Origin of the sequence: Lactococcus sp. EKM203L (genome assembly GCF_011800585.1) — a bacterium.
GTDB lineage: Bacteria > Bacillota > Bacilli > Lactobacillales > Streptococcaceae > Lactococcus > Lactococcus lactis.
In genome coordinates, this window is record NZ_JAALEQ010000001.1 from 312,900 (window position 1) to 329,005 (window position 16,106).

Genomic DNA, 16,106 nt, shown 5'->3' on the forward strand with positions numbered 1-16,106 from the left:
AGTGTCATCTATTATGCCATTTAGTAAAGATTTTCTCTGGGGCGGAGCAACTGCAGCTAATCAATGTGAAGGCGGCTATAATCAGGGAGGACGTGGACTTGCCAATGTCGACCTTGTTCCACACGGAAAAGATCGTTTTCCAATTATTACAGGGGAAATGAAGCACCTTGAATTCGATGAAGACCATTTTTATCCAGCAAAAGAAGCGATTGATATGTATCATCATTGGAAAGAAGACCTCGCACTTTTTGCTGAAATGGGATTTAAAACCTATCGAATGTCTATTGCTTGGACAAGAATTTTTCCAAAAGGCGACGAACAAGAGCCAAATGAAGAAGGCTTGCAATTTTATGAAGATATTTTTAGAGAATGCAAGCGTTTAAGAATTGAACCCTTAGTAACCATCACTCACTTTGATTGTCCTGTCCACCTAATTAAAGAATATGGTGGCTGGCGTAATCGAAAAATGGTTGGTTTCTATGAAAATTTAGCCAGAGCAATTTTTACTCGTTATAAAGGATTAGTTCGCTATTGGTTGACATTTAATGAAATTAATATGCTCCTCCATGCTCCATTTATGGGAGCAGGACTTGTTTTTGAAGAAGGAGAAAATAAAGAACAAGCCAGATACTTAGCCGCTCATCATGAACTATTAGCATCGGCTTTAGCAACAAAAATTGGACATGAAGTTGACCCAGAAAATAAGATAGGCTGCATGTTAGCTGCTGGAGATTACTATCCATTTGATTGTAATCCAGAAAATGTTTTTGAAGCTCAAAAACAAAATCATGATAATCTCTTTTTCATTGATGTTCAATCTCGTGGAAAATATCCAAACTACCTTTTAAAGAGATTAGAGCGTGAAGAAATTACACTTCCGATTGAAAAAGGCGACTTAGAAATCCTTGCTGAAAACACAGTTGACTTTATTTCATTTAGTTACTATGCAAGTCGAGTCGCTAAAGTCAAGGATGAGGATGCAGATAAATCAGCTGGAAATATCTTTGAATCTGTAAAAAATCCTTATTTAGAGGCCAGTGAATGGGGTTGGCAAATTGACCCACTTGGTTTAAGAATCACAATGAATTCTATTTATGACCGCTATCAAAAACCATTATTTATTGTAGAAAATGGTTTAGGAGCAGTAGATAAACCTGATGAAAATGGATTTGTAGCTGATGATTATCGAATTGATTACATGGCTGCACACATCAAAGAAATGAAGAAAGCAGTTGAACTTGATGGCGTTGAACTATTAGGTTATACTTCTTGGGGATGTATTGACTTAGTATCAGCAGGAACGGGTGAGATGAGCAAACGTTATGGATTCATCTATGTCGACCGAGACGATTCTGGTAAAGGAAGTTTGAAACGGACGCCTAAGAAATCATTTAACTGGTACAAGAAAGTTATTGCAAGCAACGGTGAAGATTTAACAAATGAATAATTAAAAAGGGGGGCTTTCCTCCTTTTTTTATCAAACAAAACATTTCTTTGATTTAAGATTTTTATCTAGCAAGAAAAATTTACAATAGTTAAGCAAGTGTCCATTAAAAGGAAGCAGTGCTAGAACTTTTTTATGAAATATGATAAAATCGTGTATTGCGTAATTTTTAAATCCGCAGTCATGAAGTATGAAAAAGCCTCGATGATATTTAAGAAATTTAAAAAGTTACAAGTGAGATAAGAATGATGAGGATAAGAAGTGAAAAGTATTAAAAATACATGGAAGTTGTTTGCCCTAGACTGGAAGCGAATATTTAAAAATCCCGTGGCGACTTTTTTAATTGTCGCCCTAATGATAATTCCCTCTTTATATGCTTGGTTTAATATTAAAGCCCTGTGGGACCCCTATGCCAATACTTCGCAACTGCCAATTGCGGTCTATAGTGCAGATAAATCGGCAAGTTTTCAAGATAAAACCATCAATATTGGTGATGAAGTACTGAAAAATTTAAAGAAAAATCACCAATTAGGCTGGAAATTTGTTGATTCCAAAGCAGATTTAGATAAAGGTGTGAAATCTGGAAAATACTATGCTGGAATCTATTTACCAAAGGATTTTTCAAAAGACCTCTTAAGTTTCACCACGGGTGATATTAAAAAACCACAAATTGTTTATTCAATTAACGAAAAAATCAATGCCATCGCTCCCAAAATAACATCAAAAGGAGCCTCTTCTCTACAATCGCAAATTTCTGAAGAGTTTATCAAAACGGCAAGTAGTACCCTTTTAAAAACCTTCAATACAATTGGTTACGATATTGATAAAAACATGGTAAGTATTCAGAAGGTTAAATCAGCGATTTTATCAACTAATGATAATTTAGGAACCATTGATAAATACACTCAACAAGTTGTTGATCTTCATGGAAAAATGCCAGAAATTAAAGAAAAACTGGCAAAAGCTAATGAATTTATCACTTATTTACCAGAAGTAGATGCTTTAGGTCAAAAGGTCATTAAATTAAATGATAAAATGCCAGAAATTGATAAAAGTTTTTCACTCGTTTTGACCCTTCAAGAGAAAATACCTGAGATTCAAAATGCTGGAAAACAAATCTCGATGATTGATGATGACTTTGCGTCAGTAGAAAGTACCATGACTCAAGGTATTCAAGAAGCCAAACAAGGTTTACAAATTATCAATCAAGTCCAAAAATCAATGCCAGACATTAAAAAATTGGGACAAGATGCTGATAGTTTGGGGACTATAACCTTGGATGCGGTGAAAAAAATGCAGAGTGCATTGCCTAGCATTACAAATAGCGTTCAAATAACACTTCAATCAATTCAAGAGTTCTCAAAAAATACTTCATCCGTTATTTCTGTTATTGATCAAGCGATTGCCGATAATCAATTAACTGATGATGAAAAGGAACAAATAAATAGCTTAATTACCAATTTTACTAATAACATTGCTAAACAAAGAGAAGCCATTCAAAATATTGTTGAATATATGAAGCAGGTGCAAGAAAGCAATGGAAATCACGATTTAGATTCTACTATTGAGCAATTAACTAATCTAGATTCGCTCTTGTCAGAACTTAGTACCAGAATGAGTCACCTAAATGACTTAGTGCAAGAGGGTGATGTATCTAAAATTCGAGCTTATCTATCACAAATCAATGATGTAGTAAATAATATTTCTGATTTAATTAATAAAATTGATGTCAGTGAGATTAGTAGTACAATTAATAAAGCTCTAACAACATTGATTAATACCATAACAGACGCTAAAGGTTTATTAAATCAAGCTCAACAAATCGACTTTGATGCCTTACTAAATTCAACAAGTCAAACAGTTTCTAATGCTATTACCATTTTAGAAAAATATCAAGGCGAAATGCCAGCCATTAAACAAGAAATTCATGATGCGAATGTAATGTTAAATGGCAATATGACAACGATTGTTAATGCAATTAATGAAGGAGCTAATCTCTATAAAAATGAGTTTCCTACTCTTAAAACTAAGTTAGGGACTGCTTCTGATTTCTTTAAAAATGATTATGCTGGTGTTCGTAAGGATTTGACAGATACCTTAACAATGGCAAATGAGAAAATGCCTGATGTTGAGTCTGCTTTGAATCAAGCCAACGATTTAATTCAAAATGATTGGCCTGAAATCAAATCAGGAATTCAAAAAGCAGCCACAGCTATTCAAAAAGGTGAAAAAGAAGTTGACTTAGGTGAAATCGTCAAACTCCTAAAATTAGATGCGACCAAAGAAAGTGACTTCCTGACACAACCGGTTGAAGTCCAAGAAAATCAAATCTATCCGATTGCCAATAATGGTTCAGCAAGTACACCTTTCTATACTGCGCTTTGTCTGTGGGTCGGTGCAGTCTTACTTTCAAGTTTGGCAACAACGGAGGTTCACTTATCAGATAAAGATAAAAAACGTTATTCTAAACGTGAACAATTCTTTGCTCGAATGGGAAGTTTCGTAGCCATTGGACTTGCTCAAGCCTTGATTGTAACGCTTGGAAATTATTTTGGTTTAGGAGTAGATGTAAGAGATCCATTCTACAGTGTTCTCTTTGCCTTACTAATATCCATAGCCTTTATGATAATGGTTTATGTTCTGGTCGCCCTGTTTGGCAATGTAGGTAAAGGAATAGCGATTATCATCCTGGTTCTTTCCATTTCTGGTGGTGGTGGGAACTATCCAATCCAAGTTTCTGGAAAATTCTTCCAAGCCATTAATCCTTATTTACCATTTACTCATGCTGTCAACCTTTTACGAGAATAAGCGGGAGGAATTTACTGGCCAAATGCTTGGTTTGCGATAATCATTCTTGTAGCAGTATCAATAGTATTTGTTGCAATAGGTGCCTTCCTCTTCCCACACTTTGAAGATAAAACGAAGAAAATTTCCGAAATCGGAAGCAAGAGTCATTTCTTCCATTAATGTTAAGAAAACTACTGACAGACTGGTCAGTAGTTTTTCTATTATTTATAATCATAATGAGCAAATAGTAAGGGAGAACTTGTGCTATAATATGTCTATGACAAAAGTAAACGAAGAACGTGTACAAGAAATTTTTAATAGTATTTCATCAGATTATGATAAAATGAACGCCATTATCAGTTTTAAACAACATGATTTATGGCGTGCTAAAACAATGAAAAGGATGGGAGATTTAACTGGTCTGTCTATTCTTGATTTGTGTTGTGGAACTGGAGACTGGACTTTTGATTTATCTGAAAGTGTCGGCCCTTCTGGTAAAGTAATTGGTCTTGATTTTTCAGAAAATATGCTCGAAATTGCTAAGGCTAAACTTAAAGAAGAAGCGAAGAAAAACATTGAATTTCTCCAAGGAAATGCAATGGCTTTACCTTTTGAAAATGAAAGTTTTGATGTAGTTACGATTGGTTATGGTCTAAGAAACACACCTGACTATCTTACTGTATTAAAAGAAATTTTTCGTGTGTTAAAACCAGGGGGCAGAGTAGTTTGTATCGAAACTTCACACCCCACATTACCAATTTATAAACAAGCTTTTGAACTTTATTTTAAAAATGTCATGCCCTTTTTTGGTAAAGTTTTTGCCAAATCTTTAAAAGAATATCAATGGCTTCAAAAATCAGCAGAAGATTTTCCAGATGCCAAGACGCTTGAAGAACTTTTTAGAAAAGCTGGCTTTGTTGCCGTAGACTATCAAAAACATGGCGGTGGAGCAATCGCAAGTCATTTTGCCACTAAATCCAAAAAACCTAAATCAAATATTCGTATTGGTAAAAAGTAGTCGGTCAATAAAAAATAAAAATTTCGAGGGAAAAATATGCCTTATAAACGTTATGGGGAAATTTTTAAAAAACTACGAGAACAAAAGAATTTTTCGCTTTCTCATTTTTCAGAAATAGGTATTTCAAAAGCGAGTTTATCAAGATTTGAATTAGGTCAAACCATGATAAGCTTTGAACGCTTGGATAGTGCGCTGCAAGAGATGAATGTGACTTTAGCTGAGTATGAACATTTTATCAATAATTTTTCAATGGATTATAAAGAAGAATTTTTAGAAGATATAATTCTTGCGGATATTGCAGATGACGTCGATAAACTTCATAGTCTCTATTTAGAAGCTATGGAATATGATTCAAAAATGCTAGCTTATTGTGCTAAAAGTCGGTATGAAACACTGACACAAATGGAAGCTGACGATGTGGTTGAATATCTCTATGACGTTGGAGAATGGGGCTATTTTGAACTTTCAATTTTTTATCTGACTTTGGATAGTTTCAGTGAACGAGAAATTATGTATTTGATGAAAGAACTATGGGGGAAGAGTAAACACTTATATGGTGTTTTTAAATATCGCAGAAGAGTTCTTCAATCTTCGTATCGAGCGGTCGTTTTGCTTTCCTCAAAAGGAGCTCGTGACTCAGCTAGAAGTATCTTGCAAAAAAGTTACCCTAAAGATTATTTCTACGACCTCTATGTTGAAAATCTAAGAAATCTGGCACATGGTTTTTATAGCTATTGTTTCAAAGACAAGATAAGCGGTGAAAAGCAAATCAAAAATGCCATTGAAATTTTTGGGCAAGTTGGATATGAAGATTTAGCAGATTATTATCAAAAACGATATCAAAAGCTTTTAGGAAAATTATTAACATAAAAAAGTCTCCAGATTACTTCGTTGCATTTTTGCAATGATTTAAAAAGGAGACTTTTTTTCTGCTAGAATAAAATTAAAGATAAAAGAAAGCGCGCTTGATTATCAAGAAAAAATAAAAAAGGAGGAAATATGTTAAAAAAAGAAAGAGAAATGAGAGAGAAAATTTTGAATCGAATTGAGAAATTGCTACAGGCAGGTTCAAAATTAAACGAAGCAGAAAAGAAAATACTGATGGACTATTATGAACAGATTGAAAAATCTAAAAATATGGAATTTGAACTCGTTCATCTTAGAAATGCCTTGCTTCCTTTGGTGATTTCTTCTCAACATTCTTTAAATGTCTTAAAATTTTACAAGGAACTTCGTTCAGAGCGAAAGGTGACTTGGGGCGAGGGAAGTTCTTTACTGACTGGGATAGCTCAATTTCCAGAAAAAAATGAAAGGAAACACTTATGAAAACAAAACAAATTTATGTAAGTCTTATGACTTCAGCAATCTTGCTATCAGCAGTTACTCCAATAATAGTTAATGCTGATGTCATTAGTTCTAACGGGACAACAGAGCAAGTTTCTAATAGACAAGCTTCAAACACTGATGTACAAGGACAATTTGAACCCTATGTTTCTGTTGAGGATAACCAGTATGTTTTAAATATTCCGGAAAATATTCAGGTTAGCCAAACTGAGATTGAACAAGTAAAACAACAAATTAATGCTGTAAATCAGCAAGTTGAAACGAATAAATTAATTATAAATCCTATCACTAAATAAATTGTGAATCGTGCCTCTACCCTGAAATCATCGGGATACACCTATGGGAATTTTTGGTGGGGAACTTGCTACTACTTCAGAAGTAATGCAGCAGTTTATCAAATGGACCATGATTTAGATAATTGGGCTATCGGTTCAGGTCTTGTTGGTATATTTGCCCCACCAATTGCTGCTCTGGGTGGTGCTTATTATTTGAAGGTTAAAAGTGATTTAGATTATATGAATAGTATCCACCAAAAGGATTATCTTAATATGGAGGTAAACTGGGTGGGAGTCTATTCAATTTATGTTCCGTAAGGAGGTAGAGTGATGTTTTTAGTTTTATGGCTGGCGATTATCGTCATCTCATTTCTTTTACAAATCTATGTTTGGCCACGAATTCCAAAATCAATTTTTAAGTATAGAGGTTTAGTCTTATCTATTTCTCTCATTATTCTTATTTTTGTTGTAAGAATACCACTAGAAAATACTGCATTGACACTTCCATTTTATTTGATGATGTTTTTCGGGCTCTTTCTTTTTTGGAAAGATAGAAAACTTTAAGTAAATCTGTAGTTAAAAAATTAAAGGTACTCGATTGAGTGCCTTTTTGAGTAAATTTATACAGGTGATGTGTATATTATTAAAAGTACAAAACATAAGGAATCTATTTTATGGTATAATAATCTTGCTTAAAAATTTATTAAAATAAGCGTTAGTAGGGAAGTAGTAATGAAATTAAAAGATATAGAGAAATCAACAAATAAAAATCTTTATCTGCTTTTTCTAAGTGTACTCGTGGGCTTGACTGCGGGTTTTTTGGCCAGTCTTTATCGGTTGGCACTGGAAAAAGCTGAAACTTGGGGCTTGAGTATTTATCGCTTTGTTAGCTCACACATTATTTTTATTCCCCTCCTTATTTTGGGTTTGGCTTTCTTAGCCTTTGTGGTTACTTTCTTTATGAAGAAATATCCGATGAGTTCAGGTTCTGGGATACCACAAGTTAAAGGGCAATTACAGGGTTATTTTAAAAATAATTGGTTCACGACTGCTTTTGCTAAATTTATCGCTGGGACTTTAGCAATGTTTGCAGGTCTATCACTGGGGCGTGAGGGTCCCTCAGTTCAACTTGGGGCTTCAATGGGTCAGATGGTTTCTAGCCGGTTGGCTGAAACTGAACGTCATAAAAGAATTCTAATTGCTTCTGGAGCATCTGCTGGTTTATCTGCTGCTTTCAATGCACCTTTGTCAGGTGTCATGTTTACTTTGGAAGAAGTATTTAAATACTTTTCTCCATTGATTTTATTAACTTGTATGACCTCAGCAATGGTTGCTGATATGGTTGCACGAATAATGTTTGGGAGTGGTCCAGTTTTTCATTTCCAAATTGTTGGTTCAATTGAACTCTCAAATTATTGGCTACTTATTATTTTAGGAATTATTTTAGGACTTTTCGGTGCTTTTTATAACTGGACACTCCTCACAAGTCAAAATTTGATGAAGAAAATAAAGAGTCCATTTCTTCGTGTTTTACTTACTTTTTTAGTGGTTGGGGCAACTGGTTTATTGTTTCCTAATATAATTGGGAGTGGCCATCGTTTAATGGATTCCTTTAGTTTAGAAATGGGATTAGCCTTTCTATGTTTGATTCTCATTGGGAAATATCTGATTTCAATGGTATCTTATTCTTCGGGTGTGCCAGGAGGAATTTTCTTTCCCCTGTTAGTTTTGGGTGCTAGTCTTGGAGCTGTTTTTGCGACAATTGTTATTTCACTTTTTCATCTTCCAAGCCATTTATTTGCCAATCTAGTAATTTTAGCGATGGCTGGGACTTTTACAGCAATTGTTCGAGCACCGATGACTGGAATCCTTCTTTTGGTGGAAATGACTGGTTCATTTGACCATTTACTTCCTCTGGCTCTTGTCTCTTTAATTGCTTATGTCGTTGCTGATTTATTACAATCTGAGCCAATTTATGATTCCTTATTAGACAACATGTTGAAAGAAAAAGAAATTGATGTTGATGATTCGGATAAGCAGATGATGTTTGAAACAATTGTTCAATTTGATTCAGTTGCGGATCGTAAGAAGTTGTCAGAGATACATTTACCAGAAGGATGTTTGCTGGTTTCGGTTCATCGTTCAGGTAAGGATATCATTCCACACGGGAATACTGAATTACAAGCAGGAGATTATTTGACCTTTTTGATTAGACGAGAAGATGAAGTGATTGCTAGAGAACAACTTCGTCAGGTTTTAAATGAAAAATAAAAAAGTGATATTCTATCACTTTTTTTATTTGCTTAAATATTGCCAAAGGATTGATAAAAACAGACTCACAGCATAAGCGCTGTTAAATAGAACCATATTTCTCAGTGAATAAACAAAGCTGCGAGGACTTGGAACTTGACTAGCATGAGATTTTAGATTCTTTCTGATAATTGGAAAAGTGAGTAAACTAAGTAAAGTTGGCCATTCAAATATTCTAAAGATAAATCCAATAATAATAGCTAAATAGGAAGAATACATCAAAAGTTGAAAAAGTTTGATTCCGTTTGGACGACCGATATAATAAACTAATGTGTAACGATGATTTTTTATATCGCTATCTAAATCACGTAAATTATTGGCCAGCATGATGTTTGCAATGGTAAAAATGAGTGGTAAACTTGCAATTATCATGGCGATGGCTGCAAAAATACTACCAGTAAAGCTAAAAGAGTCGTTTGTGAAATCAAGATTTAGGTTAAAAATAGGTGATTGAGCGCTGTTGATTAAGATGATCATTGCAAAAATTCCAAAGCCCATTGTCCCACCAGAAAAAATTTCTCCTAAAGGCATACGTGAAAGTGGAATAGGACCGTAAGTATAGAAAACGCCAATAAAGAAGACGATTCCACCAAGAATAAAGAAAAGCCAGCCAACAAAATAAGCGAGGAGAAATCCTAAAAAAAGGCTCAAAATAAGCATAAACAAGATAATAGAAGCTACCAATCGGGTGGAAAGATTGGCTTGACCAATGATATTTTCTTGCTTTTTATAATCTTCATCTTTGGCTTTTTTGAAATCTTGATAATTGTTAATAGCAGTTACGGTCATATCAAAAAGGAGCATTGCTATTAAAAATAAGAGAGATAGGCCAATATTTATCATTTTAAAATAGCTTAAACTAAAAAGTAAACCAATAATGTAAGGGAAAATACTGGCGATTTTAGTTTTTATTTCGACGAGTTCTAAAAAATTTTTGAGGGACATAATTACTCCTGAAAATATAATTTGAATAAAAACAGCCGTTATTTTACGGCTTTTACTTATTTATTTTTTGAGAAAATAATTCTCTATTTTTTAATCATATTAAAAAAGTTTAAGTAAAAACGTTAACAAATGTTACTCATTTTACTGAAGTGCTTTCATTTCTATTGTAATTATAACTGATTATAGGTTAAGAATCAACATAGACTTGAAGATTATATTTAGTAATCTTTGTTAAGATAAATATAAAATATACTAATTTTAATTGATTTGGGAACGGTTTAAGCTTCCAATAGTTCGTACTAAAGATACTACAATATGAGAATAAGATTTGAAGGAAAAGGCTTTATAATCACTTTTGTGAGGGATTCTTAGCATTTATTTTAAGGTTCGGTTAAGCAATGGGTAATATAATCATTTCTCATGAGTGGTGGAGAAAATTTACTACTGATGTTAAATTGTTTTTTAACTCACAATAAGTTGTGAGAAATGAATTTTTAAACGTCCATAGCGTGCAATGACGTTAAACTGCTTACGGTAATCCTACACAAGCGTTCGGACTTTATGATGTGTATGGGAAGTAACCATGTTAATAGAAGATAGACTGGATTCAGTTTGAATCCTATGGAATGTTCTTAGTGGCGAAATCGAAAGGTCTAAATGAAATTAAGTAAAGTTGCTATTTCAACGGGATTAGTTGCATCATTCATGTTTATTGGGGGCGGAATCGCTCATGCGGATACACCTAAATCAACTCATGAAGTTGCTATAGAAGTAATTAACGGAAACTACGGAAATGGAGATACTCGTGTCACTAACCTTCAAAGTAAAGGTTTTGATGTGAAAGCAATCCAAACAGAAGTTAATAACATTCTTACAGGAACAACAACTCAAGTTTCTGCAACAACTAAAACTGCTGAAGAACAACCTACTAAAGTTACATCAGTTGCACCAACTCAAGCAACACAAAGTGTTTCTGGTGGGCTTAATATGAGCCAAACTTCTGGACAAGTTGACATCCAAGCTCTTGCTAATTATATGGCATCGAATACAGCTAATGCAGCGGGCTATTCTGCTAGCGAATGGGCTTATATCATTACTCACGAATCAAATGGTGGGATTGATAGTGTGAATTCAAGTTCAGGTGCTTATGGTGCTTTCCAATTGCTAGGTCATGGCGAATATGCTGGAATGACTTTGGCAGAACAAATTGCGATGGCAAGTAAACTTCCTGCTGGTAGCTGGGTTGTTTATAACTAAGCATTGATTAAAACTCGTCTTAAAATCTTTGATAAATAAATCAAACTTAGTGGCTCATAGCAATCAACTCTCAAGTTCGTTTGGGATTGATTGAGTATAAAAAAGAACACCGAATTCGGTGTTCTTTTTTATTAGATGGCCCCTGCCAGAATCGAACTGGCAATCACTGCTTAGGAGGCAGTAGTTATATCCAATTTAACTAAGAGACCAGAGATAAATTACTGACAGGCTTACAAAATATTTCTGTCAGCAACTTTTAATGAGCTTTATTTATTGTCAGCATCAAAAACAATGCCAGCACTTTGACGCATTTGGTATGAAGTTTCTGAAACTTCTTGGGCAAATTGATGTAGGTCATAACTTGCAGCAAAATCATTATTTTCTAAGATTTGGGCAAAGTCAACAGCTTCATCATAAAGAGAGTGTTTTGGAGCTTCAATGTCGATTATAGTTTCTGAACCATCCATAGCAATGAATTTGGCAGAAGTAATCGCATTAACACCATCCAAAATTAAAGTTCCATCAGTAGTATAGATTTCACTAGGAAGATATGAATTCACATTTCCTGCGCATTTAATCGAAACTTTGTAATCTTGATAGTCAAGAATTCCAACACCAGCTAAATCAACGCCTGACGGAAGTAAAACTGCATCATAAGTTGCTTTTTGTGGTTTGCCAAACCAAAAGATTGCAGCATACAAAAGATATACACCAAGATCGGCTAAAAGTCCACCAGAGAATTTTGCATTAAATTTATTAGGGATTTCACCGTTTAAAAGAGCAGGCATTTTTGATGAATATTTTGAATAAGTAAAGTCTGCCCCTTTGACTGTTTTGTCAGCAAGAAAGTCTTTAATAATTGAAAATGAATGTTCATGAATATTTCTGGCTGCTTCAAAGAAGAAGACCTCATTTTCTTTAGCAAGCTTAATAATTTCTGTCAGTTCTTTAGGATTTGAAAAGGCAGGTTTTTCAACAATGACATTATGTCCTGCTAAAATTGCGGCTTTAGCTTGCTCAAAGTGGAGGGCATTTGGACTGGCAATATAGATAATATCAAGTGAAGCTTTAAAAAAATCGTCAAGATTATCGAATTTTTGGATGTCTTTAAAATCGGCAGAAAACTGATCAGCAGATTTGAGCCGACGGGAATAGACTGCAGAAAACTGAAATTTTTCAGTCATATGGGCAGCATCAATAAATGAGCGAGCAATCCAGCTCGTACCAATTACTCCAAGTTTTAGCATCAAATTCTCCTTTATAGGTGGACAGAATCATTCGTTAGAAGATTCTAAAATTCTATTAAAAGCTTGTTCTATTATATCAAATTTTTTCTTAAAGGTCATTGCTCTACTATTGAATTTTCAGTAAATAAATTATAAAAATAAGAATTCCAAAGATTCCATGTCACTTATTAAGAGCTTTTGTCAGTAAAATTAAGAGTTTTTGATGTGAACGCTTAAAAAGTAAAAAAATTGTCAGTTGATGACAAAAAGCTCAAAAATTGTGGTAGAATATATAGAAGAAAATTTGGAGAATTAATTTTGAAGAAAACGTTGATTATTGGTGTCACTGGTGGGTCAGCAAGTGGAAAGACAAGTGTTTCACATGCTATTTTAGAAACTTTTTCAAATGAACGAATTGCAATGATTGAACATGATAGTTACTATAAAGATCAATCGCATTTGACTTTTGAAGAACGGACAAAAACGAACTACGACCATCCATTAGCCTTTGATACAGATTATTTAATTGCTCAATTAAAAGAGCTTCAATATGGACGAGCGGTTGATATTCCGATTTATGATTATGCAAAACATACGCGTTCACAAGAAACTTACCGTCAAGAACCTGTTGATGTTTTAATCGTTGAGGGAATTTTGGTTTTAGAAGATGAACGTTTGCGTGATTTAATGGATATCAAAATATTTGTTGATACAGATGACGATGTGCGGATTATCCGTCGAATTCGCAGAGATATTGAAGAAAGAGGAAGAACTCTTGATTCAGTAATTACACAGTATTTAGATGCTGTTAAGCCAATGTATCATCAATTTATTGAACCCACAAAGAGATATGCAGATGTGATTATTCCTGAAGGGGTATCAAATACTGTTGGGGTTGATATTATTACGACGAAAATCGCTAGCATTTTAAACGACTAAAAAAAGCTGTCTATGACAGTTTTTTTGTTTTTGGATAGTGAATCTCGTGAAAAATTGGAAAAATAAAAAGGCTAATTGTCCTTAAATAGCAATAATGGTAATGCTTACTTTTTTTGTGAAAGTATGATATACTTAATTCGTAACAATTGCAGAAAGGAAATCCGCAACTTAAAGCGGTGGGTTATGAGAAATTTGTAACCAAGGGATTTTGTCAAAATGGAACTTTTTGAATCACTGAAACAAAAAATTAGTGGAAAAGGCTTAAAAATTGTCTTTCCTGAAGGAACTGATGCACGTATTTTAGGTGCTGCAAATCGTCTTAACGCTGATGGACTAATTACACCTGTCTTTATTGGGAATGTAAAAGAAGTCACTGAAACATTGATTTCACGTGGAATTAATCCTGAAGGCTTTGAGATTTATGACCCAGAAAATTGTGGACGTTTTGAAACGATGACGGAAACTTTTGTGGAACGTCGTAAAGGTAAAGTTACAGAAGAACAAGCAAAAGAGCTCTTGAAAGACCCAAATTATTTTGGAACGATGCTTGTTTATATGAAAATTGCTGACGGAATGGTTTCTGGCGCAATTCATTCAACTGCTGATACTGTTCGTCCGGCCCTTCAAATCATTAAAACGAAACCAGGAGTAAAATCTGTTTCTGGTGCTTTTATTATGGTTCGTGGTCGTGATGACAATGAAAAATATATTTTTGGTGACTGTGCGATTAACATCAAACCAGATGCACCAACTCTTGCCGATATTGCTGTAGCTTCAGCCGAAACAGCAGCACTCTTTGATATTGACCCCAAAGTTGCCATGCTTTCATTCTCAACTAAAGGTTCTGGAAAATCAGAAGATGTTGATAATGTAGTAGAAGCGACAAAACTTGTTAAAGAAGATTACCCTGAAATTGAAATTGATGGTGAACTTCAATTTGACGCTGCTTTTGTTCCAGCGGTGGCTCGTCAAAAAGCACCAGATTCAACTGTTGCTGGTCGTGCCAATGTCTTTATCTTCCCTGATATTCAATCAGGAAATATTGGATATAAAATTGCTCAACGATTGGGTAATTTTGAAGCGATTGGGCCAATTTTGCAAGGTTTGAACGCACCTGTTTCTGACCTTTCTCGTGGAAGTAACGAAGAAGATGTCTATAAACTTGCAATTATCACAGCTGCCCAAGCTTTAAAATAAATAATGATATTCTGTCAGTAAATTTGTAAATGAATAATTACTGACAAGTCTGTCATTAATCCGCCATTTGAGGCGGATTTTTTTGTTGGTCTAAAAATGTTATAATTAAAGAATCAAAAAGGAAATGAGAAAAAATGAGAAAATCAAAAATTTTTGCTCTAGTAGGGTCGATTATTTTTTCAATTTTGGCACTTGTTGGGCTAATTAGTTTTTGGGCCATTATTTATATGCCAGAGAATTCAGAAATTATGACAGAACTTCAAGATTCAGGATTTGATAAGCAATTATTATCTACCGCAGCAATGATTGCAGCTCTGATTTTAATCGCTTTACTAGCTTTAAATTGGGTGGCTTTTGCAAGATTGACAAAAGAAAAAGGTTGGGGAATTTATTTCTTAGTTGTTGGTATCTTTTATTGTGTAGCCTCTGTTTTTAACGGTGTTGGCTTAATTTTGACCTTACCAGTTGCCCTCTGTTTCATTCTTGCTTATGTCTATCGAAGACGAGAAGTCCTTGAAAATAAATAAAAAAAATACTGACAGACTTTCTGTCAGTAATTTTTTATTAGACTTTACATGATGCCCCAATGATTAAAAGCATTGATGATTCCGTGGTTAGTATTTTCTGTAGAAATAAAATCGGCTAACTCTTTTAATTCAGGAACAGCATTTCCCATTGCCGTTCTGTGGTCAGCTGCTTTGAATAAATCTAAGTCATTGCGACCATCACCAAAGGCAAAAGTTTGACCAGTGAAATTTAGCACCTCTTTGACATGATTAATTCCTGTCCCTTTGTTAGTTGTGCTGTTTGTAACATCAATCGAACTTGGAGAGTTCATGAAAAAGTTAAGTTCAGGAACGCGTTCTTTATAATAATCAACTTGACTGAGTTGATTGGTCAAAACCAAAAGCATATTGACTTCCTGAGAGAGGTAACGTCTAGCATCTGCCTGTGGCATTGGCATATGAGTGTAAGCATAAGCGGTTTTAGCTAAGTCAGTTAGTTCACTCACCCAATAACCTTGACTGTCATAAAAAGAAAGAGCTTCTGAGTGAGGACTTGCTGCCTCAAGTAATTTTTCAACACTACTTGTCGGAATTTCTTCTTTATATATTGTTTCACCATCTAAAACAATATACTGTCCGTTCATGGCAACCGCTCCACTAATCCCAGTTAAACTCATGATTTCATCAAGTTCAAAATGTCCACGGCCAGTAGCAATGAAAGGTAAAACACCATTTTCGCGAATCCGATGAATTCCTTCAATAACTTCTTGGTCAAGTTTACTTTGACTGTTAAGCAACGTTCCGTCTAAATCGAAGAAGGCTAAAGCCTTATAATCATTGATATTTTCCATAATTTTA

At 34.3% G+C, this 16,106-nt stretch carries 15 protein-coding genes, 1 tRNA gene and 1 pseudogene; 13 read left to right on the plus strand and 4 right to left on the minus strand.

The features are described 5' to 3' along the window. Positions 1-13 precede the first annotated feature (13 nt). From HFD15_RS01680 to HFD15_RS01715, 9 genes and pseudogenes are all read left to right on the plus strand, one after another. Complete coding sequence (locus tag HFD15_RS01680) at positions 14-1,447, plus strand: 6-phospho-beta-glucosidase (RefSeq protein WP_167593244.1); 1,434 nt, start codon at positions 14-16, stop codon at positions 1,445-1,447. A gap of 258 nt (positions 1,448-1,705) precedes the next feature. Further along, positions 1,706-4,411: pseudogene (locus HFD15_RS01685) on the plus strand (YhgE/Pip family protein). 97 nt (positions 4,412-4,508) lie between these two features. Next, positions 4,509-5,249, plus strand: coding sequence for a demethylmenaquinone methyltransferase (locus tag HFD15_RS01690; protein ID WP_025016941.1), 741 nt, complete (start codon positions 4,509-4,511; stop codon positions 5,247-5,249). Positions 5,250-5,285: 36 nt separating this feature from the next. Then, a complete protein-coding gene (locus tag HFD15_RS01695; RefSeq protein WP_023189691.1) occupies positions 5,286-6,119 on the plus strand; it encodes an XRE/MutR family transcriptional regulator in 834 nt (277 codons plus the stop codon). Positions 6,120-6,248: 129 nt separating this feature from the next. After that, complete coding sequence (locus tag HFD15_RS01700) at positions 6,249-6,575, plus strand: bacteriocin immunity protein (RefSeq protein WP_017864849.1); 327 nt, start codon at positions 6,249-6,251, stop codon at positions 6,573-6,575. After that, positions 6,572-6,889: a hypothetical protein gene (locus HFD15_RS14220; RefSeq protein WP_235586225.1), complete on the plus strand. Its 318-nt coding sequence runs from the start codon at positions 6,572-6,574 to the stop codon at positions 6,887-6,889. Before HFD15_RS01700 ends, HFD15_RS14220 begins: the two co-directional genes overlap by 4 nt. A 3-nt stretch (positions 6,890-6,892) precedes the next feature. After that, entirely contained in the window at positions 6,893-7,186 is a 294-nt protein-coding gene (locus HFD15_RS14225) for a hypothetical protein (RefSeq protein WP_235586224.1), read from the plus strand. A gap of 12 nt (positions 7,187-7,198) precedes the next feature. Beyond that, positions 7,199-7,432 carry a hypothetical protein gene (locus tag HFD15_RS14575; RefSeq protein WP_058208135.1) on the plus strand — a complete coding sequence of 78 codons (234 nt, stop codon included), beginning with the start codon at positions 7,199-7,201 and terminating at the stop codon, positions 7,430-7,432. Positions 7,433-7,600: 168 nt separating this feature from the next. After that, positions 7,601-9,139 carry a ClC family H(+)/Cl(-) exchange transporter gene (locus HFD15_RS01715; RefSeq protein WP_023189689.1) on the plus strand — a complete coding sequence of 513 codons (1,539 nt, stop codon included), beginning with the start codon at positions 7,601-7,603 and terminating at the stop codon, positions 9,137-9,139. 24 nt (positions 9,140-9,163) lie between these two features. On the opposite strand, the gene menA is transcribed toward HFD15_RS01715, so the two are convergent. Continuing rightward, on the minus strand, positions 9,164-10,123 hold the full coding sequence (menA, locus tag HFD15_RS01720) for a 1,4-dihydroxy-2-naphthoate polyprenyltransferase (protein ID WP_003130349.1): 960 nt from the start codon (positions 10,121-10,123) through the stop codon (positions 9,164-9,166). A 657-nt stretch (positions 10,124-10,780) separates the two neighbouring features. On the opposite strand from menA, the gene HFD15_RS01725 reads away from it, so the two are divergent. After that, positions 10,781-11,380 carry a transglycosylase gene (locus tag HFD15_RS01725; RefSeq protein ID WP_003130347.1) on the plus strand — a complete coding sequence of 200 codons (600 nt, stop codon included), beginning with the start codon at positions 10,781-10,783 and terminating at the stop codon, positions 11,378-11,380. A gap of 136 nt (positions 11,381-11,516) precedes the next feature. Here the strand turns inward: HFD15_RS01725 and HFD15_RS01730 are convergent. Both HFD15_RS01730 and HFD15_RS01735 read right to left on the minus strand, forming a co-directional pair. After that, positions 11,517-11,589, minus strand: a tRNA-Arg gene (locus tag HFD15_RS01730). 57 nt (positions 11,590-11,646) lie between these two features. Beyond that, positions 11,647-12,627 carry a Gfo/Idh/MocA family protein gene (locus HFD15_RS01735; protein WP_017864844.1) on the minus strand — a complete coding sequence of 327 codons (981 nt, stop codon included), beginning with the start codon at positions 12,625-12,627 and terminating at the stop codon, positions 11,647-11,649. A gap of 297 nt (positions 12,628-12,924) precedes the next feature. On the opposite strand from HFD15_RS01735, the gene udk reads away from it, so the two are divergent. The 3 genes from udk (at position 12,925) to HFD15_RS01750 (ending at position 15,269) form a co-directional block, all read left to right on the plus strand. Then, positions 12,925-13,545: a uridine kinase gene (gene udk / locus HFD15_RS01740; protein WP_010906081.1), complete on the plus strand. Its 621-nt coding sequence runs from the start codon at positions 12,925-12,927 to the stop codon at positions 13,543-13,545. A 216-nt stretch (positions 13,546-13,761) separates the two neighbouring features. Beyond that, positions 13,762-14,742 carry a phosphate acetyltransferase gene (gene pta, locus HFD15_RS01745; protein WP_023189688.1) on the plus strand — a complete coding sequence of 327 codons (981 nt, stop codon included), beginning with the start codon at positions 13,762-13,764 and terminating at the stop codon, positions 14,740-14,742. Positions 14,743-14,876: 134 nt separating this feature from the next. Continuing rightward, positions 14,877-15,269 carry a hypothetical protein gene (locus HFD15_RS01750; RefSeq protein ID WP_003130340.1) on the plus strand — a complete coding sequence of 131 codons (393 nt, stop codon included), beginning with the start codon at positions 14,877-14,879 and terminating at the stop codon, positions 15,267-15,269. Between the two features lie 44 nt (positions 15,270-15,313). Here the strand turns inward: HFD15_RS01750 and HFD15_RS01755 are convergent, their stop codons facing one another. Continuing rightward, a complete protein-coding gene (locus tag HFD15_RS01755; protein ID WP_003129459.1) occupies positions 15,314-16,099 on the minus strand; it encodes a Cof-type HAD-IIB family hydrolase in 786 nt (261 codons plus the stop codon). Positions 16,100-16,106 lie beyond the last annotated feature (7 nt).